This window comes from Mesorhizobium maamorense (assembly GCF_044998965.1).
In the GTDB taxonomy this organism is placed as follows: Bacteria; Pseudomonadota; Alphaproteobacteria; order Rhizobiales; family Rhizobiaceae; genus Mesorhizobium.
In genome coordinates, this window is sequence record NZ_CP173356.1 from 964,846 (window position 1) to 990,305 (window position 25,460).

A 25,460-nucleotide genomic window follows, 5' to 3' on the forward strand; every position below is an offset into this window, starting at 1 on the left:
CCGCTTGAAAATTAATTCCGCGTTCTTGGCTGTCAATCGAAATTGGAATAAATTATTCCTTGGCCGTGCGGCTGGACGCCAAAGCGCAAGGGGAATCATGTCCGTTCTGAACAGGATCAATGCCAAGCTCGACGGCATGGCGCCCGGCGATCGTGAGATCGGCCAGTACATCGTCGAAAACCCCGACGAGATGCTGCGGCTGTCGACGGCTGCTCTTGCGGCTGAGATCGGGCGCAGCCAGTCGAGCGTCGTCAAGTTCAGCCAGAAGCTCGGCTATGCCAGCTACCAGGAGCTCAAGCTCGCCGTCAGCGAAGCCAAGGCACGGGAATGGCAGGTGCCGGCGGGTATGATCCATGGTTCGATCGAGGTCGGCGACGGCTATCAGGTCATCTTGAAGAAGCTGGTCGGCAGCAAGCTTCTGTCAATGGAGCGGACCGTCGCCGCCAACAGCGAGCGGATCATCTCCAGGGCGCTCGAACTGCTGGACGGTGCGCGCCGCATCCATCTGGTCGGCGTCGGTGCCTCTTCGCTGGTGGCGCGTGATTTCTCCTACAAGCTGATGAAGCTTGGCCGCAATGTGCTGCATGACAGCGACAGCCATATCCAGATGGCCAATGCCTCGACGCTCGGGCCTGACGATGTGCTGTTCGCGCTCTCCCATTCGGGCGCCAGCATCGAAACCTTGCGTATCGCCGAGCTCGCCCGCAAGCGCGGCGCCATGGTGATCGCCGTCACCGGCCTGCACGACAACCCGCTGGGCCGCGTTGCCGATATCTGCCTCTACACCATCGCCGACGAGGAGCGTGCGCGCTCATCGTCCATCACCGCGCGCGATGCGCAGCTGACGCTGACCGACCTTCTGTTCATCCTCATGGTGCAAAAGCAGCCGGACGCCAATGACTACGTCCACAACAGCGAGGCGGCGGTCTCGGTGCTGAAGGCCGAACGGTCTTCCTGACATGCCCGGACCGCGTCAGCCCTGACGAGGCACGCCCTTGGCAAGCAGGTAGACGAGATACGGCCCGCCGAGCAGTGAGGCGAACAGGCCGACAGGCAGTTCGTACGGGAAGGCCGCCATGCGCGACAGCCAGTCCGATATGGTCATCAGCAAGGCGCCCAGAAGCATCGCCCCGGCAAGATGAATGCGTGCGCGCCAAAAGCCGAGGAGCCGGGCAAGGTGTGGCGCGATCAGGCCGACGAAGCTCAACGGGCCGACGATCAAAGCGGCCAGCGCGGTCAGGAGCGCGCTGACAACGACCAGCATCAGCCGCCCGCCGGCTACGGGCACGCCAAGTCCGCGCGCGCTGTCGGCCCCGAGCGGCAGGATGTCCAGCCAGCGCGCGGCAAGAAAAAGCGGCAGCGTCAGTGGCAACAGGCAGGCCAGTGCAACGGCTGCGTCCAGGGCGGTCGCCTGGCCGGTCGAACCGCTCAGCCAGCGCAACAGCACATAGGATTGTGTATTGCCCATCGCGATCGTCGCGGTGATCAGCGCGCTGCACAGTGCGCTCATGGCAATGCCGGCAAGCAGCAATCGGTCGGCGCCGAACTTTGCCTTGGCGGCGATGGCCAGCATGGCGGCCAGTGCCGCCAGTGAGCCCGCGGCCGAGCCGGCGAGCTGCCAGCCGAGCCCGATCGTTGCGCTGACCGTCAGCACGGCGGTCAGACCGGCGCCCGCGCCGGTGCCGACGCCAAGCACTTCGGGGCTCGCCAGAGGGTTGCCGGTAACGCGCTGGATGACCACGCCTGCCGCCGCGAGCATCGCGCCGGCGGCCGCGGCCACGCCGACACGCGGCGCGCGCCAGGAGACAAGATCGGCCAGCAGGTCGCCGCTGGCGATCGACCACCCTGCCGGTCCGCGCCCGACCACGAGGGCCAAGACGGCGGCAAATGTGAGCGCAAGCAGGACGAGGATGATGAGCCACGGACGGCGGGCCTTGCGCGGTGCCGCGCCATTGGAACCGAGATGCGGCCATTCGAACATGCGCAGCCTCGGCAACAGCCACAGCAGCAGTGGGCCGCCCAGAAGCGCGGTTCCCGCGCCGGTCGGAATGCGCTCGCCGCCGGCTCCGGCGGCGAGCTGGACCAGCCCGTCCGTCAGCCACAGCAGTACCGCGCCGATCAGCGGCGCGGCGACCAGCTTCTGCCGCAGGGTGCGCGCGCCCGAAAGCGTGGCGAGCGCCGGCGCGGCAAGGCCGACGAAACCGATGACGCCGATCTGCGCCGCGACAGTCGTTGCCATCCACACCGCAAGCGCGATGATGAGAAAGCGGCTGGTGTGGCGGGCAACGCCAAGGCCGCGCGCCGAGGCGTCGTCGAGGCCAAGGATGGTCAGCGGCCGCAGCAGCATCAGCGCCGCGGCGGCGCCGGCCGCCAGCCTGATCGTCAGGGCGATAGCCGGTTGCCAATCCTGCTGCACCAGCGACCCGCCGCCCCAGATGAACAGCGAGAACAGGTAATCGCCATTGGCGAGGATCAGCGCGGCGCTGACGGAACTCGCGGTCAGCGCCACCATCATTCCGGCGAGCACGACCGACACCGGCTCCAGCCCGCGCCGCCAGGTCAACGCCAGCACCAGCAGCACAGCGGCGGTGCCGCCGGCAAAGGCCAACAGCCCTTGCGACCGCTCCATCAGCAACGGCGCGTAAAGCGAGGCGAGCGTCATCGCCAGTTGCGCGCCGCCCGAAATGCCGAGCGTCGATGGTTCCGCCAGCGGATTGCGCAGCACATGCTGCAACAGCAGGCCGGACAGGCCGAGCACGGCGCCCGCCAGCACCGCTACGACGGCGCGCGGCAGCGAGCTGTAGAACAGGATGACATGGCGGAGATCGCCCGGCACCGATGCCGGCTGCTGCATGCCGACGCGCCATGCGAACAAGAGTGTGGCCAGCCCCGCGAGCAGGCCCCACAGGATGATGGGCGACCGCGCGCCGCCGATGGTGCGGTGAGGCATCTCGCTTCGGGCCACAGCGCGCTCCGTCACGAAGCATGACCCGCAAGCGCCGCCGTCGCCAGGCGCGCGAAGCGGCGGGCCGACGGCAGGCAGCCGAAATGGTTGATGGCTTCGAGCACCGCGACGCGGCCCTGGCGCACGGCAGGCAGCGCGTTCCACAAGGCATTGGTGGGAAGCGAGCGCCCGATATCCGCCGGCAAGGGCGAGACGATCAGGATGGAGGCCTCGGGCACCCGCGCCAGCGCCTCCAGGCCAACGGGTGCTGCCGCGCTGTAACTTGTCTCGTCGGACCAGGCATTGACCAGGCCGAGCCGCGTGAGCACGTCACCGAACATGGAGTCCCGACCGAAGGCGCGGAAGTGCCTGGAGTCGCCGAGGCTGATGACAAAGACCGGCCGTGCGGACCTGGTTGGCATGGCGGCGCGACGCCGCGCTATGTCGTCGGCGGTTTCGTCGAGGTAACGCTTCGCTTCGGCCGGTCGTCCGAGCTTCTCGCCCAGCGCCAGCGTCGCTGCCTCGGCAAGAGCGTAGGGCGGTACTCCGGCATCGTAGACGGTTTGCGCGAACACCGGCGCTATGCGTTCCAGAATCGGGCGTTGGTACTCGTAGAAATTGGAGATGACGATCAGGTCCGGCGCGACGATGCGCAACAGCTCGTAGTTGGGCGTGCCGCGCAGTCCGAGATCGGTCACGGTTTGGGGAACGGCAGGCTCGACCGCAATCCTGCGGAACTGGATCAGTTCGGTCGCCGCCGCCGGCTCGACGCCGAGCGCCAGAAGCGTTTCCAGCATGCCCCAATCGATCGCGGCAACATTTGGGGTCGCAGTCCTGCCGGCAACCGGCGGCAGCAAGGCCGCGGCCGTTAGCGCAAGCACCTGCCGTCTGTTGGGCGGATGGATCATCGCCGGTGGGTTCGGTCCATGACTACCAACTCGTGTGCGCCTTCAGCTTGAAGGAGCGGCCTTCGCCGTAGGAGCAGGTGAGCGTTGTCTGGCAACTCGACACATAGCTCTTGTCGAAAAGGTTGGTGATGTTGAGGTCGACGCCCCAGTTCTCTTTCTCGTAGCCGAGCTTCAGGTCGGCCAGCGTCACCGCCGGAACCTTCGCTGTATTCTCATTGTCTGCCCATGAGGAGCCGATATAGCGCAACCCGCCGCCAATCGAGATGCCGTCATACCAGTCGCCACGGAAGGTGTAATCGACCGATGCGGAAGCCATCACTTCCGGCACGATGAAAGGCGTCTTGCCGACGAGCGCCGGGTTGGCGTCCCTGGTGATGTCGATGTCGTAAGCTGTGAATGCACCGGTAAGCCGGAAATCCTCCGTCACGTTCACCTTGCCTTCGAGTTCGACGCCGCGTGAACGCACCTCGCCGGTCTGCATCTGGGTGAAGGGAGTGACATTCGACGGCACGTTCTGGCGGGTCAGGTCGAACAGCGACAGGGTGAACAGGCCATCGACAAAAGTCGGCACATACTTCACGCCGACTTCGTATTGCGTGCCCTCTTCCGGCTTGAACAGATTGCCCATCGCATCGGTGCCGATGATCGGATTGAAGAAGGTGGCGATGCTGGCATAGGGGGTTACGCCGTTGGCAAACTCATAGGCCAGGCCGGCGCGGCCGGAGAAGTCGCCAACCGTGCTGCTCTGCGTGCTGGAGCCCGCCGAGTAATAGGTCGGGCGGTTGTCGGCTTCGAGCCAGCCACGGTCGTAGCGGCCGTTCAGTGTCACCAGCCAACCATCGCCGAAGCGCATTTGATCCTGTGCATAGAAGCCAAGCTGCTTCTGCGTCAGGTCCTGATTGAGATAGCTGACGCGAGGCGTCAGCGGCGAACCGTACACCGGATCGAAAGCGTCGATTGGATTATCATAATTGGGATCGTAGAGGCCGGACGACTGTACCTGGTCGATGTTGTAATATTTGAAATCGACGCCAGCGAGGATCGTATGTTCGATCGCTCCGGTCGCCACCTTGCCTTCGATCTGGTTGTCGGCGAGGAACGTCTTGGCCGTGGTGTCGTGATCGAAAACGATGCGCGCCAGGTCGGTCGGCCCTCCGATGGTTGACCAGCCGTTCGGATAGACGCTGACCTCGTCGATGTCGGCGGCGGTGAAACGGGCGCTGGAGCGAACGGTCCAGTCATTGTCGAACGTGTGCTCGAACTCGTAGCCGAGGGAGCCCTGTTCGCGCTTGTAGAGATCGATGCTCGGCTCCGTGAAGTTCGCATCGGGATCGATGCGGCCATAGTTCACGCCGCCGACAATGTGATCGACCACGGTGCCATCGTAGGGCAGGAAGCTGCCGCCATTATGGTTCTCGTCGATGTGGCTGTAATTGGCCAGTATGGTTAGCGTGGTCGCTTCGTCCGGCTTCCAGCTAATGCTCGGCGAGATGAAGCCGCGCCAACCGTTCTGCAGGTCGCTGTAGGTATCGCCGCCGGCGACCTTGCCCGTCATCCGGTAGCTGACCGTGCCGTTGTTGGCGACGTCGCCGGTGTCGAAGCCGAGATAGACATTGCCGGCATCGTTGACGCCGGTTTCGACATAGCGCGTGCGTTCGAAGTCCGGGCGCTTGCTGACATAGTTGACCAGGCCGCCCGGATTGCTGCCGCCATAAAGCACCGAGGCCGGCCCCTTCAGCACTTCGATGCGCTCAAGGCCGAAGCTGTCGACATAGAAACCGCCGAAACCATAACTGAACAGCTGGAGGCCATCCATGTAGGTCCCGGTGGCCGTTGCATCGAAGCCACGAATGTACATCCAGTTGGTGTCGCTGTCGGGGCCAAAAGGCTGCGCAAAGACCCCGGCGGTGTAGCGCAGCGCCTCGTCAGCTTTCTGTGCGCCCTGATCCTCGATCTCCTGCCGTCCGACCACTGAGACGGATTGCGGGACCTCCTTGATGTCGGTCGCCGTCTTGGAGCCGGTTCTGGTTGTCTTGGCGACGACGCCGTCGACCGGCCCGGTCGCGCTGTCTCCGGCCTCGCCCTCGACCACGACCGGTTCGAGCTGGGTGCTGGATTGCGCCGTCTGCGCGAACGCCGGCATTGGCGGGATCGTCGCGGCAGCGGCGACGCCGGCCGCCAGAAGCGCCTTGATCCGGTAAATTCTGCTCATTCAGGAAAGTCCCCGCCTGTCGTCGTTGAGATACTTGATGGTTTACCTCAACTTATCAACGGGTCATTGGACTGATTTGGGCGGCTTGTCCATTCTTGTCCAAACCACTGATATCGCGGTGCCATGTTGCGGAAATGTCACCGGCGGCCGGCGCTCTTCATCCACGCACCCGGGGTCAATCCGACCACGGACTTGAACACGCGGGTAAGGTGCGCCTGGTCGAAGAAGCCGGTGGCCTGGGCGATGTCGCCAAGCGAGGCAGCCTCATGCGCCATCATCGCCTTTGCCCTGTCGATCCGCGCCTGCATCTGCCAGCGATGCGGCGGCACGCCCGTTGCTGCCTTGAAGGCATGGCTCATCGCGGTTTCGGACAGGCCGGTCAGGGCGGCAAGATCAGCAAGGCGGATCCTGTCCAGGCAGTGGGCGTCGATGTAATCCTTGACGAGGCGCAGTTTGCGGCGGGGCAGGGGCGACCGGCGCTTGGCGGCACTTGGCCGGTCTATCTGGAAAAGGCATGCGAACAAGGCGTTGAGCAGACCTTCGCCATAAAGATCATGCAGGTTCCACTCGCTGCCGCATTCAGCGGCGATAAGGCCGGCAAGCGTGGCGATCCGATCATCGCGAAACTGGAGGCGCGAGATCTGCAAGGCATCGCGATCGAGGCTGCGGCCGAAGCGGCGGGTCAGTGTCGCCGCGTCGAAATGAAGGTCGAGATGCCTGATCCGTTTGAGTCCTTCGACGCGGCCGCGGATCGGCACCCCGGCCGGTATATAGGCTATGGAAAACGCCTTGTTGTGGCGGCGCGGTTCGCCCTGGGCGCCTTCGACGACGAAGGCACCGTCGCCGTCGATATCGAGAGCGACGAACAGCCGGGGGTCGGGAGAGACGTAATAACCCTCGGCATTGTCACCGCATGAGACATCCCAGAGGTCGGCGACGACGCCGTCCCAGACGTGCCATTTCAGCTCGCCGATCACGGCAAATCCCTGAATCCGGCTCTCCATGCGCGCGACGAAGGTCAATTCTGCTTATCCTGGGCATAAACATGATAGAAAAGATCATGTATGCCCGGTCAGCGACAGCACCGCAAGCCCTTGCGTTCGAAGGTCGTGCTGAACCGACGCCGCTGCTGTCGGTCAGCGCAGCCTCAGACGCTTTCGAGATAGGTCTCGATCTCGAAGTCGCTGACGTTGAGCGCGAATGTATTCAGTTCCTGGCGTTTGCAGGCGATGAAAGAGTGGCGCAGGATCGCCGGGAAGATCTCCGCCACATGCGTCCCGCTTTCAAAGGCCGCGATCGCGGATGCCCAGTCCGGCGGCAGCTTGGCCGGGGCAAGGCCTTGCCCATCATTCCCGGTTGGGTCGCCCGGTGACATCTGCCTTTCGATGCCGACCAGTGCCGCGCCCAGTATGGCGGCAAGCACAAGATAGGGATTGGCGTCCGCTCCCGACACGCGATGCTCGATCCGGCGCGCACCAGTCGGGCCGCCGGGAATGCGGATCGCGACCATGCGGTTCTCGTAACCCCAGGCGACGGCGGTCGGCGCGTAGGATCTCGGCCGGAGCCTGCGGTAGGAGTTGAAATGCGGCGCGAACACCAGCGTGCTCTCGGCCATCGCCGCCAGCAGTCCGCCGACAGCGTGGCGCATAATGCCGGAGCCCTGGTCGGTGCCGTCGTCGAAGACGTTGCGCCCGTTGGCGTCGACAAGGCTGAAATGGACGTGGAAGCCGTTGCCGGCTCGGTCGCCATAAGGCTTGGCCATGAAGCAGGCGGCAAAGCCGTGCTTGCGGGCAATGCCCTTCACCGTGCGCTTGAACAGGACGGCGTCGTCGGCTGCCCGCAGCGCGTCCGCGACATGGTTCAAATTGATCTCGAACTGGCCGACGCCGTTCTCGGCAATGGCGGTATCGACGGGAATGCCTTGTGCTCGGCAGGCTTCGTAGATGTCGTGGATGAAGGCCTCGAAGTCGTCGATCTCGTCGATTGACAGTGCCGCGTCGGAATCCAGACGCCGCCCGGTGACCGGCGAGACAGGCCCGACCGGTCGCTGCGATTGCGGGTCGACAAGATAGAATTCGAGCTCGGTGGCGGCCACAGGCGTCAGGCCCAAAGCCTTGTAGCGGTCGAGGATACGGGCCAGTGCCCGCCGGGGATCCCCGAGATACGGTGCGCCGCCTTCGTCGGCGAGCCAGAGCGGGATGAGGGCGGTCGGATGCGCCGTCCAGTTCACCGGAAGGATGCCGCGGCCGGTCCATTGGCACAATCCGTCTGCGTCGCCGGTCGAGAACACCAGCGCGTTGCCTTCGATATCCTCGCCCCAGATGTCCAGCCCGATCAGCGAATAGGGCATGCGCAGCTTGCCCTCCAGTGCCTTGCGCGCCTGCTCGACGGGGATGCGCTTTCCCCGCATGATGCCGTTGAGGTCGCACACCGCGGCCCTCAGGCTCTGGATGTCGTTTCGGCTCTCAAGCCAGCTCAGAACGTCCGCAATTGCATCGCCCAATTTCCAACCTCTGGTTTCGAAGGTGCCCGAGCCCTGATCGGCCGCGCTGTCCCTGGTAAAAATGGCTTGTGAGTTTTCGGGATCCATATCTGGCCGCAGCCGGATGTTTCCCTATTTATTCAAGTCATTAGCTGGGATGTCGGGAGGCATTTCAAAACCAGTTGCGCGATCTGCGACCGAAACATAGAGGCAAGAGCGTGGAAAGCCAAGGCTCGGCATCGGGCTTGGCGCGCGCAGGGTGAAGCCGGGATGCCGGCATCACTCTCGGGCATGCGCGGCCGTCGTGGGATATGAAACGTCCCTATCACAAATCTTGACCTTCCCCGCACTTGCACCTCTGGCCGCTCTCTGGCTTTTTGGGACACCCATCCGAGCGGACTGATTCGTCACGCCGCTCTGCGTCGATTGCCGTTTTGCGGTGTGATCGATCTGGCGGGGCGTGAAGCGCGAGCGACTGGCGAAGGAGAAGAGGCATGGCCGAGTTCAAGAAGCCCGAGATCTCCGAGATGAGACCCAAGATCACCGTTGTCGGCGTCGGCGGCGGCGGCGGCAACGCCATCAACAACATGATCGCCGAGCAGCTTCAGGGCACCGAATTCATTGCCGCCAACACAGACGCGCAGGCGCTCACCATGTCCAAGGCGACGCGGCTGATCCAACTCGGCGCGCATGTAACCGAAGGGCTGGGCGCCGGATCGCTTCCCGAGATCGGCCGCGCCGCGGCCGAGGAATCGCTGGACGAGATTATGGACCATCTGGCCGGCACCCACATGTGCTTTGTCACCGCCGGAATGGGCGGCGGCACCGGAACCGGCGCCGCGCCGGTCATCGCCCAGGCGGCGCGCAAGGCAGGCATCCTGACGGTCGGCGTCGTCACCAAGCCGTTCACTTTCGAGGGCAGGCGCCGCATGCAGATGGCCGAAGAGGGCATCGAGCGGCTGCGCGAAAGCGCCGACACCGTGATCGTCATCCCCAACCAGAACCTGTTCCGGATCGCCGACGCCAAGACCACATTCGCCGATGCCTTCGTCATCGCCGACCGGGTGCTCTATGCCGGCGTCAGCTGCATCACCGATCTCATCGTCAAGGAAGGCCTGATCAACCTCGACTTCGCCGACGTCAAATCGGTGATGCGCGGCATGGGCCGCGCCATGATGGGAACCGGCGAGGCGTCAGGCGATAGCCGGGCGATGAAGGCGGCGGAAGCCGCCATCGCCAACCCGCTGCTGGACGAAATGTCGATGAAGGGCGCCAAGGGCGTGCTGGTCTCGATTTCCGGCGGCCGCGACATGACCCTGTTCGAGGTGGACGAGGCCGCCACGAGAATCCGTGAAGAGGTCTATGAAGACGCCGACATCATCGTCGGCGCCATCTTCGACAAGAGCATGGAAGGCCGGTTCAGGGTTTCGGTGGTGGCCACCGGCCTCGACCGCGGGCTCGGCGTGGAAGATGCCGATGCCGGCATGGCGCACGACCATTCCATGCCATTCGCGGCGCGGACGTTGCAATAGGCGCTGCTCGCCGGCGGCCTTGGCCGCTGCCGGGCACCTCGACGTCGCCGGCGCACCACCAAGTTCAGCCTGGAGCTGATCACCCGAAAGCGGCTTGCCGAATGGTGCGATCCGCTCACCGGCGAATGCTGGGCGCCGCCGCTTCACCTGGACGGCGGCGATGGTGATCGGGTTCCTGCGCTTTCGCTGCCGCTGTTACCCTGACCGGTGCCACGCCGGTGTTCGCTCGTCCATTCTCGTTGAAAATCAGCGTTTGCAGGCGCTTGGCGCTTGACTCCGATGCGTCCATGTGAAAAATTTTGCAGAAACTGAAAAAAATATCAGAGGGCGGAACGTGGTTGGATTTGGAAACGGCCTCTTGCGCGATGATGAAACCGGCATGGCGGCACGCGCCGCCTGGCTTCATTACGCTGGCGGCCTGACCCAGTCCGAGGTTGCCAAGCGCCTCGGGCTGACCAGCCTCAAGGCCCACCGCCTCATCACCAAGGCCAATCAGGAAGGGCTGGTGAAGGTCTATATCGACGGCGAAGTCTCGGAATGCGTCGAGCTCGAGGACGAGCTGTCGCGCCGCTACGGCCTCGATTATTGCGAGGTGGTTCCCGATTTCGATTCCGAGGAATTGCCGCTCAAGGCGCTCGGCATCGCCGGCGCGCAATTCCTCAAGCGTGAGATCGAACGCGGCGAGCAGGCGCTGATCGGCGTCGGCCATGGCCGCACGCTCGCCGCCTGCGTGGAATACCTGCCGCGCAGCTCGACAGACAAGATCCGCTTCGTTTCGCTGCTCGGCGGCTTGACGCGGAAGTTCTCGGCCAACCCGCATGACGTCATTCACCGCCTCGCCGAGCGCACCGGCGCCGAAGCCTATGTGATGCCGGTGCCAATGTTCGCCAACACGGTGGACGACCGCGCGGTGTTGCTGGGACAGAAGGGCATCAGCGAGGTTTTCGATCTCGCAAGATCCGCCGACCTTTTGTTTGCCGGCATCGGCACGGCCGAACGCGAAGCCTCGCTCGTCGCCACCGGCATGATTGAGAAGGGCGAGATGGAGGAGATCCGCCGCAATGGCGGCGTCGGCGAATTGCTCGGCCATTTCTTCGACGATGCCGGCAAAGCGGTGGCAACAACCCTTTCCAATCGGGCGCTGGCGCTGGCGCGCGAGGACATCGCCAGCCGCCGGATCGTCGCGGTAGCCGGCGGCAAGGTCAAGGTTCGAGCCGTCAAAGCGGTGCTGGAGGGCCGCTATCTCAAGGGCCTGATAACTGATGAGCGTACAGCGCGATCGCTCGTGGAGGAGACGCCAGTCGGGTAGCCGGCGTCGGTTCAGTTAAAACTACCCTGTGGAGGAGAAGACCAAATGCATGAGAAAGAGAAAGACCTCATTGACGCTTTCCTGCGCGGACAAGTCGACCGTCGTGGGCTGATCAAGGGCCTGGGTGCGATGGGCCTTGCCGCCGGCACGGCCGGTACGCTGCTCAATCTTGGGCAGACCCGGGCGCTGGCCGCCGACTTCGACTGGAAGGCGCACCAGGGCAAGACCATCAAGCTCCTGCTCAACAAGCATCCCTATGCGGATGCGATGATCGCCAACCTCGAAAACTTCAAGCAGTTGACCGGCATGAATGTCGTCTACGACGTGTTCCCGGAAGACGTCTATTTCGACAAGGTCACGGCCGCGTTGTCGGCGAGCTCGCCCGAATACGATGCCTTCATGACCGGCGCCTACATGACCTGGACCTACGGCCCAGCCGGCTGGATCACCGACCTCAATGAATGGATCAAGGATCCGGCCAAGACCAACCCCAACTATGCCTGGGATGACTTCCTGCCCGGCGTCAAGAACTCCTGCGCCTGGAACGGCAAGCCGGGCGGTGCCCTGGGGTCCGAAGACGCCAAGCAATGGTGCATTCCGTGGGGCTTCGAACAAAACAACATCACCTACAACAAGGGGATGTTCGACAAGGCAGGCGTCAAGGTTCCCGGCAATATGGACGAGATGGTGGCCGCGGCCGCCAAGCTCACCAAGGATGTCGGCGGCGGCGTCTACGGCATTGGCGTCCGCGGGTCGCGCTCCTGGGCGACGATCCATCCGGGTTTCCTTTCGGCCTACGCCAATTTCGACCAGAAGGATCTGAACGTGTCGGCCGACGGCAAATTGTCGGCCGCCATGAACACCGCCCAGTCCAAGGCTTTCCACAAGCAATGGGTGCAGATGATCCAGGAAAGCGGTCCGAAGGACTGGTCGACCTACACCTGGTACCAGGTCGGCGCCGATCTCGGCGCCGGCGCCTCGGCGATGATCTTCGACGCCGACATCCTCGGCTACTTCATGAATGGCGGCGACAACAAGATGGCCGGCAAGCTTGCCTTTGCCGCCTTCAAGGCCAACCCGGAGGCCAAGGCGCCAACGCCGAACATCTGGATCTGGTCGCTGTCGATGTCCAACTTCTCCAAGGACAAGGACGCCACGTGGTACTTCATGCAGTGGGCCTCCGGACCCGAGCATGCTCTGTTCGGCGCCACCAAGATGGATTTCGTCAATCCGGTCCGCCAGTCGGTCTGGAAGGATGAGACGTTCCGCGAGAAGCTGAACAAGAGCTATCCCGGTTATGTCGAGATGTTCGACGCCTCGGCGCCGGGCGCCTCGATCAAGTTCACGGCGCAGCCGCTGTTCTTCGATCTCACCACCGAATGGGCGGCGACGCTGCAAAAGATGGTGGCCAAGGAAGTGCCGGTGGACGAGGGCCTCGACAAGCTGGCCGAAAGCATCAACGGCCAGCTCAAGGAAGCCGGCCTCGGCTAGATGTAATGGAGGACCGGCCAGCCTTGGCAGGCCGGTCCTCACCTGACCTTTTCAAGATTGCGACGCGGGGCCGTAAGGTGGCCGCCAATTCGCCCGACCGGCCGCCTTGCTCCCTTGGGCGGCCGGCAGGGCGGAGCGACAGGGACAACGGAGCAGCACGATGACTGCGGTGGTATCGCAAAGGCCCAAGCCCTCGGGCTTCAGGATCAGCAAGAGAGTGCTGCCCTACGTGCTCAGCCTGCCGGCTCTGCTGGTCTGCATCGGCATCCTGATTCCGTTCCTGACCTCGGTCGTCTATTCGTTCCAGCGCTATCGGCTGAGCCAGCCCTGGGCGCGGCAGTTCAACTGGGGCGACAACTACATCTCCTTTTTTACCGATCCGAAGTTCTGGAACACGCTCAAGGTCTCGCTGCTCTATGCCGGCACCACGGTGGTGCTGGAACTGCTTCTCGGCCTGGCCATCGCGCTGCTTTTGCAGAAGCGCTCGACCCTGAACAACTTCATCTCGATCATGCTGCTGATGCCGCTGATGACGGCGCCGGCATTGGCCGCGCTGATGTGGAAGCTGATGACCAATCCCGGCTTCGGCGTCTTGAGCTATCTCGCCAGCCTCATCGGCTTACAGGATTTCCGCTGGGCCTCGTCGCCGTCGACGGCTTTGTTCACCGTCGTTCTCGTCGATATCTGGGTCTACACGCCCTTCATCATGATCCTGCTGCTTGCCGGCCTGCGAAGCCTGCCGACGCAGCCCTTCGAGGCCGCGGCCCTCGATGGCGTGCCGAGGAGCTTCGTCTTCTTCCGCATCACGCTGCCGATGCTGACGCCGTATATCCTGACGGCGACTTTGTTCCGCCTGCTCGATTCCATCCAGCAGTTCGACATCATCTACGCCATGACGCAAGGAGGACCGGGCGACACGCTGACCGTGTTCCAGGTCGAGGCCTATCTCAACTTCTTCCAGTCGACCAATGTCGGCCGCTCGGCGGCGCTGATGATCATCCTGTGGGCGATCACCTATTTCCTCTCCAACATCTTCATCAAGAACTGGCTCAGGCTGCGCGAGCGCGCCCGTGGCCAGGCATAGGAGGAGGCAGCCATGGAACACACCTCCTTGCTTGAACGCACCCTGCGCGGCGCGGCACTCACGCTGGTCGTGATCTTCTTCATGTTCCCGATCGTCTGGATCCTGATGATGTCGTTCCAGACCAACGAGACCATCCTGCGCATTCCGCCGCAGCTGGTCTTCGAGCCGACGCTTGCCAACTACACCGCGCTGATCACCGGCAAGCTGACGACCGCCGCCGGCACGCTCGACATCGCCTTCATGCGCAACCTGTGGAATTCGGTGTTCCTGTCGGTGACCTCGGTGGCGGTCTCGCTGCTGCTCGGCGTCCCGGCGGCCTACGCCTTCGCGCGGCACAAGTTCCGCGGCTCGGAGGACATCGCCTTCACGCTGCTGTCGTTCAGGTTCGCGCCGGCCCTGCTGGTGCTGTTGCCGCTCACGCTCTATTTCCAGAAGCTCGGGCTGGCCAACACCTATATCGGGCTGATCTGGGTCTACCAGCTGATCTGCCTGCCGCTGATCCTGTGGATCGTGCGCGGCTATTTCGAGGATATTCCGGCCGACATCGAATATGCCTATCGCATCGGCGGCCATTCCTGGTTTGCCACCTTCCGCAAGATCGCGCTGCCGCTCGCCGGCCCCGGCATCGCCGCTGCCGGCCTGCTTGCCTTCATCTTCGCCTGGAACAATTTCGTCTTCGCGCTGGTGCTGGCCTCGGCCGACAAGCAACCGGTGACGGTCGGCGCGCTCGCCTTCATCACCTCCTCGGGCATCCAGTACGGCCAGATCTCGGCGGCCATCGTCCTGTCGATCACGCCGACGCTGGCGCTCGCCCTCTATGCGCAGCGCTACCTTGTCGAAGGCCTGTCGCTCGGCGCGGTGAAGGGGTAGTTCCAATGGCCAGCCTCGAACTCAGAAATCTCGTCAAGCGCTACAAGAGCCAGACCGTGCTCGACAATCTTTCGCTGACCGTCGCCGACGGTGAGACGCTGGTCCTGTTCGGACCCTCCGGCGCCGGCAAGACGGTGCTGCTGCGCCTCGTCGCCGGCGTCATCGACCCCGACGAAGGCAAGATCCTCATCGGCGGCGAGGACATGACCGACGTCGATGCCGAATTTCGTGGCGTCGGCATGGCGTTCCAGAATTTCGCGCTGTTTCCGCATATGAGCGCATTCGACAACATCGCGACGCCGCTGGAGGCCAAGCGGTCGTCGCAGGGAGCGATCAAGGCCGGCGTCGAGAGCGTCGCCAAGCTGTTGAAGATCGCCCATGTGCTCTCCCACAAGCCGCGCGCTCTTTCCAATGGCCAGAAGCAGCGCACCGCGCTTGCCCGTGCGCTGGTCGGCTCGCCGCCGCTGCTGCTGCTCGACGATCCCTTGCGCAATGTCGACGCCAAGCTGCGTTTCGAGATGCGGCTCGAACTGCCGCGACTGCTTGCCGACCGCGGCGCCACCGTCGTTTACGTCACCCAGGATTATAAGGAAGCCATGGCGCTCGGCGACCGCATCGCGGTCATGTCGCAAGGCGTCATCAGCCAGCTCGGTACGCCCGAACAGATCTATCGCGAGCCGGCAAATGTCGAGATCGCCCGGCTGTTCGGCGACCCGACCATCAACCTGCTCGACGTCAAGCCGGCGCTTGGCGCCAAGGGAATCCATGTCGCCCTGTCGAATGTGCAGGTCCATCTCGCCGGGGCTCCCGAGACCGCGGTCGGCCGCGACTGCATCATCGGGCTCAGGCCGGAAGCACTGCATTTCGTCGGCGAAAATGAACCCGGCGCCATTCCGGTGACGGTCGAGGCCGAAACCCCGCTCAACGAAAAGATCGTCACGCTGGTGCGCACGTTGCGCGGCCGCGAGATCCTGGTTTCGCGGCCGGCCGGAACACCGGGCCGCAGCGAAGGCAAGGCCCACATTGCCGTCGACGGCAAGAGCGCCCTGTTGTTCGATCGCGCCGGCGGCGAGCGCATCGGCTCGAAGAATGTCGTCAGTTTGCGCAACGGAGAAGCCGCATGAGCGTGAGCGCACTCACCATTTCCGGCGTCGACAAATTCTATGGCCCGATCGACCGGGGCGTCCACGCCGTCAAGAAGCTGACGATGGAGATCGGCAAGGGCGAGATCGTGGCGCTGCTCGGTTCGTCCGGCTGCGGCAAGACCTCGACCTTGCGCATGATCGCCGGCTTCGAGGAGGTGTCGCGCGGCGCGATCTCGGTCGCCGGCCGCCAGGTGCACACGCTGCCGCCGGTCAGGCGCAACGTGGCGATGGCCTTCGAGGGCTATTCGCTCTACCCGCCGCTGACGGTGCGCGAGAACATGGCCTTCGCGCTCAAGGCGGCCCGGCTGCCCAGAAGCGAGGTCGAGGCCAGGGTTGCCAGCATCGCCAAGCTGCTCGAGATCGAGGATATATTGGAGCGTTACCCAAGCTCTATCTCCGGCGGCCAGCAGCAGCGCGCCAGCCTGGGCCGGGCGCTGATCCGCGACGCCGATTTGCACCTGCTCGACGAGCCGATGGGGCAGCTCGAACCGCAGCTTCGCGCCGTGCTGCGCGGCCGCATCAAGCATTTCATCAAGGAGCGCGGCTTGACCGCGATCCTGGTCACCCACGACCAGACCGAGGCCAATGCGCTTGCCGACCGCATCGCGGTGATGGAAGGCGGCGTGCTGCAGCAGTTCGATACGCCGGACAGGATCAAGGAGCGTCCGGCGAACCTGTTCACCGGCACCTTCGTCGGCGAGCCGCCGATGAACGTCTTCGAGGCCTATGTCGGCGCCACCGCCGGGCGCATCAATCTCCAGGCTTCCCGACGGGCTGTCGCTGGACTACGACAAGGACGCCTTCAGCGCTCCGGTCCGCGACCAGCTGCTCAGCCGCGAGCGGGTGGTCATCGGCATCAGGCCTTATGCGGTGCGGCGCTCGAAGGAGGGTGTTCCCGCCAGGGTCTCGGCCAACCAGTGGCTTGGCGACCAGACCCATATCGCGGCCGATTTCGCCGGCGGCTCGCTGGTCCTGGTCGAGCACGACCGCACCCGGCTGGACCTTGGCGCGCCGATCAATGTCAGCATCGACCCGAAGAACCTGCATGTCTTCGACCAGGCGAGCGGCGAGGCCATTTCGCACGGCATGGAGCTCGCCTGATGCGTGATCTCTTGATCGGTATCGACGCCGGTACTTCCGTCATCAAGTCCATCGCCTTCGACACGAAAGGCCGGCAGATCGCCGCCGCGGCAACGCCGAACCATTACGAGACGCTGCCGGGCGGCGGCGCCGAACAGGATCTTGCGCGCACATGGGTGGATGCGGCGGCGACCTTGCGCCAGCTCGCCGAGAAAGTGCCCGATCTCGCCGGCCGGACCATCGCCATCGCGGTGACCGGGCAGGGCGACGGCACCTGGCTGATCGACGGCAAGGGCGAGCCGGTGGCGAAGGGCTGGCTCTGGCTCGACGCGCGCGCCGCCGGCGTCGTCGAGGAGATCCGCGCGCGGCCCGAGGACCGGCTGCGCTTCGAAAAGACCGGCAGCGGGCTCGCCGCCTGCCAGCAGGGCTCGCAGTTCGTGTTCATGAAGCGCAACATGCCCGAAATGCTTGGCAAGGCGGCGACGGCGTTTCACTGCAAGGACTGGCTCTATTTCAAGCTGACCGGCGAGCGCGCCACCGACCCCTCCGAGGGAACCTTCACCTTTGGCGATTTCCGCACCCGCGACTATAGCGAGGATGTGCTCGACGTGCTCGGCGTCGCCGACCTCAGGCATTTGCTACCGCCGGTCACAGACGGCACCAGGCACAGCGCCGGTCTGTCGCAGGCGGCGGCCGCCGCCACCGGCATGCTTGCCGGCACGCCGGTCGTGCTCGGCTATGTCGACGTCGTCTGCACCGCGCTTGGCGCCGGCCTGCTCGACCGCGAGCGCAAGCCCGGCTGCACAATCATCGGCTCCACCGGCATGCATATGCGGCTGGCCGAGACGCCGGACGACGTGCAGCTCAACGAGGCCGCGACCGGTTATACCATGGCCATGCCGGCGCCCGGCGTGTTCGCGCAGATGCAGTCCAACATGGCGGCGACGCTCAACATCGACTGGGTGCTTGGGCTTGCCTCCGGCATCCTCGCCTCGCAAGGCATCACCCGCAGCAATGGCGAGATGATCGCGCTCGTCGATGCCTGGATCGCGGCCTCGCAGCCCGCCTCGCTGCTCTACCAGCCCTATGTGTCCGAGGCCGGCGAGCGGGGGCCGTTCGTCGATGCCAATGCCAGGGCCGGCTTCGTCGGCATATCCTCGCGCCACGGCTATGCCGACCTGGTGCGCGCCGTCTTCGAGGGATTGGCCTTCGCCGCGCGCGATTGCTACGCCGCCATGGGGCCGTTGCCGCGCGAGATCCGGCTGACCGGAGGCGCCGCCCGAAGCCCGGCGCTGCGCAAGATCCTCGGAGCCGCCGTCGGCGCAGACATCCGCACCAGCCAGCGCGAGGAGGCCGGGGCGGCCGGCGCGGCGATGATAGCCGCGGTCTGCGTCGGCCTGTACAAGTCGATGGACGAATGCGTCGCGGAATGGGTGACGCCGCTGCTTGGCGAGGCGGAGCCGAGTGATCGGGACCTCGCCGCGATCTACGACAGGATGACCCCGTCCTACATGTTGGCGCACCAGGCGCTGCGGCCGGTCTGGCGCGCGATGGCTTCGGTGCAGGCAAATTGAGAAGTCGAGTATGCCCAGGAAAATAGCGATCATTGGTGACAACTTCATGCTTCCGGAGGTGTTTCGCGCCAAAATCGAGAAGGTCGCGAGCGGTGACCTCGATGTCAGGACATTGCAGACCGCCTGGCCCGACGAGCCGATGGAATTCGGCGATCCGGCGCTCGGCCTCGACAAGGTCAAGGAGTATTTCGGCCGTCCCGACGAGGTCGTCGAGTTCATCGGCGACGCCGAGATCCTCGTCACCCAGCTCGCGCCGCTGTCGGAAGGCATGATGCGGCGCCTGCCGGCGCTGAAGCTGGTCGCGGTTTCGCGCGGCGGCCCGATCAACATCGACATGGAAGCGGCCCGCACACATGGCATCACTGTCGTCAATGTGCCCGGCCGCAACGCAACCGCCGTGGCCGAATTCACCATCGGCGCGATATTGGCCGAAACACGGCTGATCCGGGTCGGCCACGAAGCGCTGCGCAGGGGCGAATGGCGCGGCGATCTCTACCGCGCCGACCGCACCGGCCGCGAGCTTAGCGAAATGACCGTCGGCGTCGTCGGCTATGGCAACATCGGCACGAAAGTGATCAGGCTGTTGCGCGCCTTCGGCTGCCACGTCTTGGTCAGCGACCCCTATGTGCAGTTGAGCGCAGAGGACCGCAACGCCGGCGTCGAACTGGTCGCGCTTGACGATCTCCTATCCCGCTCCGACGTGGTCACGCTGCATTCGCGGGTGACGCCGGAGACGCGCGGCCTGATCGGCAAGGACACCATCGCGCGGATGAAACCCGGCGTGATCTTCGTCAACACGGCGCGCGGGCCGCTGGTCGACTATGACGCACTCTATGAGGCGCTTGTTTCAGGCCAGATCGCCAGCGCCATGCTGGAGACGTTCGCGGTCGAGCCTGTGCCGTCGGACTGGCCCTTGCTGCAGCTTCCCAACGTGACGCTGACGCCGCATATCGCCGGCGCCTCGGTGCGCACCGTGACCTATGCGGCCGAGCAGGCCGCCGAGGAAGTGCGCCGCTATATCGCCGGGCTGCCTCCGGTCAATCCGTGCTGAGGCGGCAGCCATGGTGTGTAAATCCGGCAGCGAGATCGTGACGAGATGAGCGGCGGACCCGAAATCGTCGACCTTTTCGTCATCGGCGGCGGCGTCAACGGCGCCGGCATAGCCCGCGATGCGGCAGGCCGCGGCCTCTCCGTCATCCTGTGCGAAAAGGACGATTTGGCGGAAGGCACCAGTTCGCGATCGGGCAAGCTCGTCCATGGCGGCCTGCGCTACCTCGAATATTACGAGTTCCGCCTGGTGCGCGAGGCGCTGATCGAGCGCGAGGTACTCCTGGAATCGGCGCCGCACATCATCTGGCCGATGCGCTTCGTGCTGCCGCACAGTCCTGACGACCGGCCGGCCTGGCTGGTGCGGCTCGGCCTGTTCCTCTACGACCATCTCGGCGGCCGCAAGCGGCTGCCGGCCACCCGCACGCTCGACCTGCGCACCGCGCCCGAGGGTGCGCCGATCAAGGACGAGTTCAAGCGCGGTTTCGAATATTCCGATTGCTGGGTCGACGACGCCCGTCTCGTGCTGATCAATGCGCTGGATGCGCGCGAGCGCGGAGCGAAGATCTTCACCCGAACCGCCTGCACCGCCGCACGCCGGGAAGGCGGCCTCTGGTCGGTGGAGATGCGCGACGGCAAGACCGGCGTGAAGACCACGGTGCGGGCGCGGGCGCTGGTCAATGCCGCCGGCCCTTGGGTCAACGACATCATCAACCGCGTTGCTGGCCAGAACTCAACGCGCAATGTCCGCCTGGTCAAGGGCAGCCATATCGTCGTGCCCAAATTCTGGGAGGGCCGCCAAGCTTACCTCATCCAGAACAGCGACAAGCGGGTGATCTTCATCAATCCTTATCAGGGCGATCTCGCCTTGATCGGCACCACCGACATTCCCTATGACGGTCGACCCGAGGACGTGGCGGCGGACGAGAGCGAGATCGAATACCTGATCAGGGTGGTCAACCGCTATTTCAAGCGCGGCCTCGCGCGCGGCGATGTCGTCTATTCGTTCTCCGGCGTCAGGCCGCTCTATGACGACAATGCCGACAACCCGAGTGCCGTGACTCGCGACTATATTTTCGAACTCGATGCGCCGAATGCTGAGGCGCCGCTGCTGTCCGTCTTCGGCGGCAAGATCACCACCTTCCGCAAGCTCGCCGAGCATGCGCTGGACAGGATCGCTCCGTTCTTCCCCCGGATGGGCAAGCCCTGGACGGCGAAGGCGCATCTGCCTGGCGGCGACATCGCCAATGCCGATTTCGAACAGTTTCTAGGAGATCTCGGGCGGGAGTATCCATGGATGCCGGCATCGCTGCTCAAGCACTACGGTCGGCTCTACGGCACCAGGACACGCCTTCTGGTCGGCGCAGCCCGTTCGCTTGCGGAACTCGGGCGATGTTTCGGCAAGGATTTCTTCGAGCGCGAGGCCAGTTACCTGTTCGAGCAAGAATGGGCTGAGACACCGGCCGACATTCTCGAACGGCGCACCAAGCACGGCCTGCATCTTTCCGCCGAGGAGAGATCGGCTTTCGAACACTGGTGCGCGAGCCGGCTGGCGAGGGCAGGGTGATGGCAATCATTGCCAATGTAGCGCGACAGGGCTGAGAGGATCGCGATCGTGGCATTCACGCTCTCCCTCAACACCAATCCGCTGGTCAATCGCTTTGCCGAGCCTGACGACCTGGTCGATACCATTGCCTACGACATCGGCATCAGGGACATTCAGCTCACGCATGAATTCGTCAATCCGGGCTGGCCGGCGGCGACGATCGTGAAATTCGTCCGCCTGTTTCGTGGCGCACTCTCCCGCACCGGCGTGCGCGTGACCTCGGGCATGACCGGTCCTTACGGCCGGCTCAACCATTTCGGCCATCCAGACGCCGATGTGCGCCGCTACTATGTCGACTGGTTCAAGACCTTTGCCGACATCTCGGCCGAGCTTGGCGCCGGCGGCATGGGTACCCAATTCGCGATCTTCACCCATCGCGATTATGATGATCCCGCGCGCCGCGCGCGCCTGTTCGACATTGCACTGGAATGCTGGCGCGAGGTCGCCGAACACGCCCGCGCGGCCGGGCTTAACTACCTGTTCTGGGAGCCGATGTCGGTCGGCCGCGAGTTCGGCCACACGATCGAGAATTGCCGGCTGCTGCAGGATGCGATCGACGCGGCCGGGATGGCCATTCCGCTGGAGATGATGGTCGACATCGACCATGGCGACGTCACCTCCAGCAACCCGGCCGATATCGATCCCTATGCCTGGGCCGAGGCTTTCCCCAGGAAGTCGCCGATCATCCACATCAAGCAATCGTCGATGAACAAGGGTGGCCATTGGCCGTTCACCGCGGCTCACAACAGGGACGGCCGCATCACGCCTGAAAAGCTGCTGGAGACGGTGCGGCGCGGCGGCGGCACCGACAACGAGATCTGCCTCGAGCTGTCGTTCCGCGAGCGCGAACCGGTCGACCATCAGGTGGTCGCCATGATCCGCGAATCGGTCGACTACTGGGCGCCCTTTATCGACACGGGCAGGCCTGACCTGCTGCCGAAAAACGGGTAGAGGTCGGAGTGGGGAGCCGATGCCACTCGCGCTGTTGACGTCCAACCGGTTGGCCCGCCAGCGAAGCAACCAGATGACATATTAGATAATGCGAGTATTGCGGCAGCCTGCGCTGCTGATTGCTATAAAAGTACAATGCGAAAGATACTTTTGTTTAACTTCGCCATGCATACTGCGAATTGGTCCGATTTGTTTGTCCGGCTTCCCTCGCGAACTAGAGAATCCGCATGTCGGTTACACGTCGTACGCTGCTCACGGCCGGAAGCGTCGGCTTGCTGGTCGCGCAAGCTCGGGCGGCCAATACTCCAGGACAGCAGGCGGAGATCGCTCCCGTCGTCGGCGACAATGCGCTGCGCATTGCAATGCCGGCCTTTGCCTCCGATCCATTCTTCCCGGCCGATGGATCGGGGAACAGCGGCATAGACATGGAACTGGCCCGCGGCATAGCAGCGGAGCTCGGCGTCGAGCCGGTGTTCGACCGATCCGCCGCAACGTTCGACGGCATGGTGAAACAGCTGACTTCCGGCCAGGCGGACATAGCCATCGGCAAGCTCAGCCGAACCCTTCGCCGTGGCCGCTCAATCCTCTATTCCCGGCCCTATGCCATGCTGCACCAAGGCCTCATCGCCAATCGCCTCAACCTGGCGCGCATCGCGCAAGGCAAACCACCCGAGCAGATCATCCGCGATTTCTCGGGCGATCTCGGCGTGATCGAGGGCTCTTCATTCGCAACCTATGCGGCGACGACCTTCCCGCATGCACAAGTTCATCGTTTTACAGGCTGGGACATGGTTGTCGATGCGATCCGCGATGGGACGATCGACATGGCGTATCGCGACGATTTCGAGATCAAGAAGCTGATGGTCGACGATCCGTCGATGACGGTCGCCGCGCGCTCGATCACGCTGACCGACAAGGTAGACACGATCGCAATCGGTGTGCGACCGGACAATCCGCATCTCGCGGCGTTTATCGACCTTTACCTCGATCTCGCGCGCGGTCAGCAGGTTCTCAACACTGACGAGATCATCGCGCGCTACCGGTTGGGGAGCAAAGCCTGACGATGGCCGTCACGGAAGCAGCCGGACCCTTGGCTTTCGATTGGCGCCTGGCGGCGAGGCGCATATTGCGCTCGCCCGCGACGACGATTGCGATGATCGGGGCGGGAATCCTTTGCGGCCTCTATTATCCAGCATTTGCCCATGCGATCAGCCCTGTGGCGCAGCTCTACCTGAATTTCCTCAAGATGGTCGTCCTGCCCTACCTGGTCTCGTCGGTCATCTTCTCGATCATGTCGATGGTTCAGGATCCCAACTCGGTCCGTTACCTTGGCCGGGTGGGTATGGCGGTGCTGGTCGTGTCATTCCTGAGCGTGTTGGTGAGTGGCACCTACTCGCTTGTCCTTCAGCCGGGCCAGATCGAGAATCCTCAATCGCGCATCGAGCTTGGCGAGTTCATCAATTCGCAGGGCAGTGTATCCACCGATCTCGCATTCCCCTACCAACCACCACCCAATGAGGGATCCGACACCGGGCGTTCGATACTGCTCGATCTTGTACCGAACAACGTCTTCAGCGCGCTGGCCTCCGGTCAAACCATCCAGGTCCTGCTGTTCTGCCTGCTTTTCGGGCTCGCGATGGGCAAGATTCCCCAGCCTTCGTCCATGAGCCTGTCTCAGGCGCTGAACGCGGTTTACCGGGCCTGCACGGTCCTTACCAACTGGTTCATCTGGGGATTGCCGTTTGCAACCTTCATCCTGATCGCGGATCAGACCGCGTCGACCGGAACCAAGCCGCTCACGCTGATGGGCGGTTATCTGCTGGTGATGGGTCTTTCCTGCCTCACATTCATCGCCGGCGCATTTGGCGTTATCGCCATCCGCTCTCGGCGAAGCTACTGGGCCACGATCAAGACCTGTCAGCCCCTTCTCATGGTAGCCATCACCACGCGCTCTACCGTCGCCTCGCTTCCGTGGGTCATAAACCTGTTGAGCGAGCGTCTGCGGTTCAGCCTCGTGGTCGTCGAACTGCTCGTGCCGCTGCAGGCGGCACTGCTGCGGACAGGCCCGGCGCTGCTTTACACGTCTGGTGTTCTTTTCATCGCTCAGCTCTACGGCCGTCCGCTGGCAATCCCCGACCTCCTGCTCGTCGGCATCACCTCGGCGCTTCTCGCGCTCACGACCGGCGGCATGGGCAGCCTGCTCATCCTGTCCCAGATGTCGATCGTCTGTGGCTACCTGAAGATTCCCTTCGAGGCGGCGTTCGCCCTGTTCGTCGCGGTCGACGCGGCCGTCGACACGTTCATGACGCTGTCTAGCGTCTGCACCGTTGCGGCGAGCACCGCAATGATCGCGCCCAGCCACAGGGAGACAACGCAGTCTGTCGAAGCGGCGTCGGAACAGCTCGAAGCCGAGCCCGCTCGATGATCGACCATGGCATCAGCCTCCAGCTCGGCGTCATTGGCGGCCTCGGGCCGTTGGCATCGGCTGACTTCTACTTCAAGCTGACCCGAATGACCCAGGCGTTCCGGGACAATGAGCATGTGCCCGCCGTCATCCTCAGCGTGCCACAGCTGCCTGACAGGACCGAGGCGATCCTTGCCGGCCATGACGGTCCGCTGGCGTCTTTGAAAGCCGCGGTCTCGACGCTCAATGCGCTCGGCGTTGCCTGTATCGCGATGCCGTGCAACACCGCCCATCATTGGTATGAGCAGTTGGCGGCGAGCTCGCAGGCGCGGATCATCCATATCGCCGACGCGGTCGTAGCTGAAACCCATCGTAGCCTGGGCCGAGGCAAGGTTACGATCCTCGCCACGCAGGGCACGCTGGTCTCCGGCTTCTATCGGGACAGGATGTCGGCGGCGGGATTTGAGCTCTGCTTTCCCGCCGTCACGGAATTCCAGGGTCGCGTCGATAGAGCGATCGGCCTGGTCAAGGGTGGTTCGATCGCGGAGGCGGCGAGCGAAACCGAGCGCGCGCTTGAAATCGCGCGATCGGCCGGCGCCGATACGGCCGTTCTCGGCTGCACCGAACTGTCGGTGGTGGCCGCCAGCCTCAACCCTACGAACGGATTGGTCGTCATCGACAGCAATGCAGCCCTGGCGCGAGCCTGTTTGACACGGTTGGGCTTCGCCGCGCAGGACGTTCCGCGACCTCGGCCGGTGTTCTCATCCCGTAAAGAGCTGGAGCGGTTCGGCGGTTCTATCCAACACTGAACCGCTCCGGGA

Annotated in this window: 20 protein-coding genes and 1 pseudogene; 15 read left to right on the top strand and 6 right to left on the bottom strand. The window is 64.0% G+C overall.

Annotated features, from left to right (window positions below; translation table 11 throughout):
* The first annotated feature begins 97 nt into the window (after positions 1–97).
* The gene (locus ACIU1A_RS05065; protein ID WP_404926774.1) at positions 98–958 is read left to right on the top strand and encodes a MurR/RpiR family transcriptional regulator; all 861 of its coding nucleotides are present in this window, start codon (positions 98–100) and stop codon (positions 956–958) included.
* A gap of 15 nt (positions 959–973) precedes the next feature.
* Here the strand turns inward: ACIU1A_RS05065 and fhuB are convergent, their stop codons facing one another.
* The 5 genes from fhuB to ACIU1A_RS05090 form a co-directional block, all read right to left on the bottom strand.
* Positions 974–2,950 carry a Fe(3+)-hydroxamate ABC transporter permease FhuB gene (gene fhuB / locus ACIU1A_RS05070; RefSeq protein WP_404927852.1) on the bottom strand — a complete coding sequence of 659 codons (1,977 nt, stop codon included), beginning with the start codon at positions 2,948–2,950 and terminating at the stop codon, positions 974–976.
* 26 nt (positions 2,951–2,976) lie between these two features.
* Complete coding sequence (locus ACIU1A_RS05075) at positions 2,977–3,852, bottom strand: ABC transporter substrate-binding protein (protein WP_404926775.1); 876 nt, start codon at positions 3,850–3,852, stop codon at positions 2,977–2,979.
* Positions 3,853–3,874: 22 nt separating this feature from the next.
* Positions 3,875–6,064 carry a TonB-dependent siderophore receptor gene (locus ACIU1A_RS05080; RefSeq protein WP_404926776.1) on the bottom strand — a complete coding sequence of 730 codons (2,190 nt, stop codon included), beginning with the start codon at positions 6,062–6,064 and terminating at the stop codon, positions 3,875–3,877.
* Positions 6,065–6,201: 137 nt separating this feature from the next.
* Complete coding sequence (locus tag ACIU1A_RS05085) at positions 6,202–7,086, bottom strand: helix-turn-helix domain-containing protein (protein WP_404926777.1); 885 nt, start codon at positions 7,084–7,086, stop codon at positions 6,202–6,204.
* Positions 7,087–7,211: 125 nt separating this feature from the next.
* A complete protein-coding gene (locus ACIU1A_RS05090) occupies positions 7,212–8,567 on the bottom strand; it encodes a glutamine synthetase family protein (protein WP_140514618.1) in 1,356 nt (451 codons plus the stop codon).
* Between the two features lie 473 nt (positions 8,568–9,040).
* On the opposite strand from ACIU1A_RS05090, the gene ftsZ reads away from it, so the two are divergent.
* A complete protein-coding gene (gene ftsZ / locus ACIU1A_RS05095; RefSeq protein WP_140497755.1) occupies positions 9,041–10,078 on the top strand; it encodes a cell division protein FtsZ in 1,038 nt (345 codons plus the stop codon).
* Positions 10,079–10,193: 115 nt separating this feature from the next.
* Here the strand turns inward: ftsZ and ACIU1A_RS05100 are convergent, their stop codons facing one another.
* A complete protein-coding gene (locus ACIU1A_RS05100; RefSeq protein ID WP_140739414.1) occupies positions 10,194–10,484 on the bottom strand; it encodes a hypothetical protein in 291 nt (96 codons plus the stop codon).
* Here ACIU1A_RS05100 and ACIU1A_RS05105 point away from each other — a divergent pair.
* The 13 genes and pseudogenes from ACIU1A_RS05105 (at position 10,413) to ACIU1A_RS05165 (ending at position 25,448) form a co-directional block, all read left to right on the top strand.
* Positions 10,413–11,387 (top strand): sugar-binding transcriptional regulator, encoded by a 975-nt coding sequence (locus ACIU1A_RS05105; RefSeq protein ID WP_181165158.1) that lies wholly within the window; start codon positions 10,413–10,415, stop codon positions 11,385–11,387. The two genes, ACIU1A_RS05100 and ACIU1A_RS05105, sit on opposite strands and share 72 nt — an antisense overlap.
* 45 nt (positions 11,388–11,432) lie before the next feature.
* Positions 11,433–12,878 carry an ABC transporter substrate-binding protein gene (locus ACIU1A_RS05110; protein WP_140497757.1) on the top strand — a complete coding sequence of 482 codons (1,446 nt, stop codon included), beginning with the start codon at positions 11,433–11,435 and terminating at the stop codon, positions 12,876–12,878.
* Between the two features lie 160 nt (positions 12,879–13,038).
* Complete coding sequence (locus tag ACIU1A_RS05115) at positions 13,039–13,962, top strand: carbohydrate ABC transporter permease (RefSeq protein WP_023777019.1); 924 nt, start codon at positions 13,039–13,041, stop codon at positions 13,960–13,962.
* Positions 13,963–13,974: 12 nt separating this feature from the next.
* Entirely contained in the window at positions 13,975–14,832 is an 858-nt protein-coding gene (locus ACIU1A_RS05120; RefSeq protein ID WP_140497759.1) for a carbohydrate ABC transporter permease, read from the top strand.
* 5 nt (positions 14,833–14,837) lie between these two features.
* Positions 14,838–15,956, top strand: coding sequence for an ABC transporter ATP-binding protein (locus ACIU1A_RS05125; protein WP_140514619.1), 1,119 nt, complete (start codon positions 14,838–14,840; stop codon positions 15,954–15,956).
* Positions 15,953–17,078, top strand: a pseudogene (locus tag ACIU1A_RS05130) (ABC transporter ATP-binding protein). Before ACIU1A_RS05125 ends, ACIU1A_RS05130 begins: the two are co-directional and overlap by 4 nt.
* Positions 17,078–18,631 carry an FGGY-family carbohydrate kinase gene (locus ACIU1A_RS05135; protein ID WP_404926778.1) on the top strand — a complete coding sequence of 518 codons (1,554 nt, stop codon included), beginning with the start codon at positions 17,078–17,080 and terminating at the stop codon, positions 18,629–18,631. Before ACIU1A_RS05130 ends, ACIU1A_RS05135 begins: the two are co-directional and overlap by 1 nt.
* Positions 18,632–18,641: 10 nt before the next feature.
* On the top strand, positions 18,642–19,682 hold the full coding sequence (locus ACIU1A_RS05140; protein WP_404926779.1) for a 2-hydroxyacid dehydrogenase: 1,041 nt from the start codon (positions 18,642–18,644) through the stop codon (positions 19,680–19,682).
* A 45-nt stretch (positions 19,683–19,727) separates the two neighbouring features.
* Complete coding sequence (locus ACIU1A_RS05145) at positions 19,728–21,245, top strand: glycerol-3-phosphate dehydrogenase (protein WP_140672565.1); 1,518 nt, start codon at positions 19,728–19,730, stop codon at positions 21,243–21,245.
* A 48-nt stretch (positions 21,246–21,293) separates the two neighbouring features.
* The gene (locus ACIU1A_RS05150) at positions 21,294–22,235 is read left to right on the top strand and encodes a sugar phosphate isomerase/epimerase (protein ID WP_140672566.1); all 942 of its coding nucleotides are present in this window, start codon (positions 21,294–21,296) and stop codon (positions 22,233–22,235) included.
* A gap of 227 nt (positions 22,236–22,462) precedes the next feature.
* Positions 22,463–23,296 (top strand): ABC transporter substrate-binding protein, encoded by an 834-nt coding sequence (locus tag ACIU1A_RS05155; protein ID WP_181167654.1) that lies wholly within the window; start codon positions 22,463–22,465, stop codon positions 23,294–23,296.
* A gap of 2 nt (positions 23,297–23,298) precedes the next feature.
* The gene (locus ACIU1A_RS05160; protein ID WP_140520896.1) at positions 23,299–24,660 is read left to right on the top strand and encodes a dicarboxylate/amino acid:cation symporter; all 1,362 of its coding nucleotides are present in this window, start codon (positions 23,299–23,301) and stop codon (positions 24,658–24,660) included.
* Complete coding sequence (locus tag ACIU1A_RS05165; RefSeq protein ID WP_140629103.1) at positions 24,657–25,448, top strand: aspartate/glutamate racemase family protein; 792 nt, start codon at positions 24,657–24,659, stop codon at positions 25,446–25,448. Before ACIU1A_RS05160 ends, ACIU1A_RS05165 begins: the two co-directional genes overlap by 4 nt.
* Positions 25,449–25,460 lie beyond the last annotated feature (12 nt).

Excerpts from the sequence above, each read along its gene's own strand:
- ACIU1A_RS05065 (WP_404926774.1), top strand. The coding sequence starts at position 98 with ATGTCCGTTCTGAACAGGATCAATGCCAAGCTCGACGGCATGGCGCCC.
- fhuB (WP_404927852.1), bottom strand. The coding sequence starts at position 2,950 with ATGCCTCACCGCACCATCGGCGGCGCGCGGTCGCCCATCATCCTGTGG.
- ACIU1A_RS05075 (WP_404926775.1), bottom strand. The coding sequence starts at position 3,852 with ATGATCCATCCGCCCAACAGACGGCAGGTGCTTGCGCTAACGGCCGCG.
- ACIU1A_RS05080 (WP_404926776.1), bottom strand. The coding sequence starts at position 6,064 with ATGAGCAGAATTTACCGGATCAAGGCGCTTCTGGCGGCCGGCGTCGCC.
- ftsZ (WP_140497755.1), top strand. The coding sequence starts at position 9,041 with ATGGCCGAGTTCAAGAAGCCCGAGATCTCCGAGATGAGACCCAAGATC.
- ACIU1A_RS05100 (WP_140739414.1), bottom strand. The coding sequence starts at position 10,484 with ATGAAGCCAGGCGGCGCGTGCCGCCATGCCGGTTTCATCATCGCGCAA.
- ACIU1A_RS05110 (WP_140497757.1), top strand. The coding sequence starts at position 11,433 with ATGCATGAGAAAGAGAAAGACCTCATTGACGCTTTCCTGCGCGGACAA.
- ACIU1A_RS05115 (WP_023777019.1), top strand. The coding sequence starts at position 13,039 with ATGACTGCGGTGGTATCGCAAAGGCCCAAGCCCTCGGGCTTCAGGATC.
- ACIU1A_RS05120 (WP_140497759.1), top strand. The coding sequence starts at position 13,975 with ATGGAACACACCTCCTTGCTTGAACGCACCCTGCGCGGCGCGGCACTC.
- ACIU1A_RS05125 (WP_140514619.1), top strand. The coding sequence starts at position 14,838 with ATGGCCAGCCTCGAACTCAGAAATCTCGTCAAGCGCTACAAGAGCCAG.
- ACIU1A_RS05135 (WP_404926778.1), top strand. The coding sequence starts at position 17,078 with ATGCGTGATCTCTTGATCGGTATCGACGCCGGTACTTCCGTCATCAAG.
- ACIU1A_RS05140 (WP_404926779.1), top strand. The coding sequence starts at position 18,642 with ATGCCCAGGAAAATAGCGATCATTGGTGACAACTTCATGCTTCCGGAG.
- ACIU1A_RS05145 (WP_140672565.1), top strand. The coding sequence starts at position 19,728 with ATGAGCGGCGGACCCGAAATCGTCGACCTTTTCGTCATCGGCGGCGGC.
- ACIU1A_RS05155 (WP_181167654.1), top strand. The coding sequence starts at position 22,463 with ATGTCGGTTACACGTCGTACGCTGCTCACGGCCGGAAGCGTCGGCTTG.
- ACIU1A_RS05160 (WP_140520896.1), top strand. The coding sequence starts at position 23,299 with ATGGCCGTCACGGAAGCAGCCGGACCCTTGGCTTTCGATTGGCGCCTG.
- ACIU1A_RS05165 (WP_140629103.1), top strand. The coding sequence starts at position 24,657 with ATGATCGACCATGGCATCAGCCTCCAGCTCGGCGTCATTGGCGGCCTC.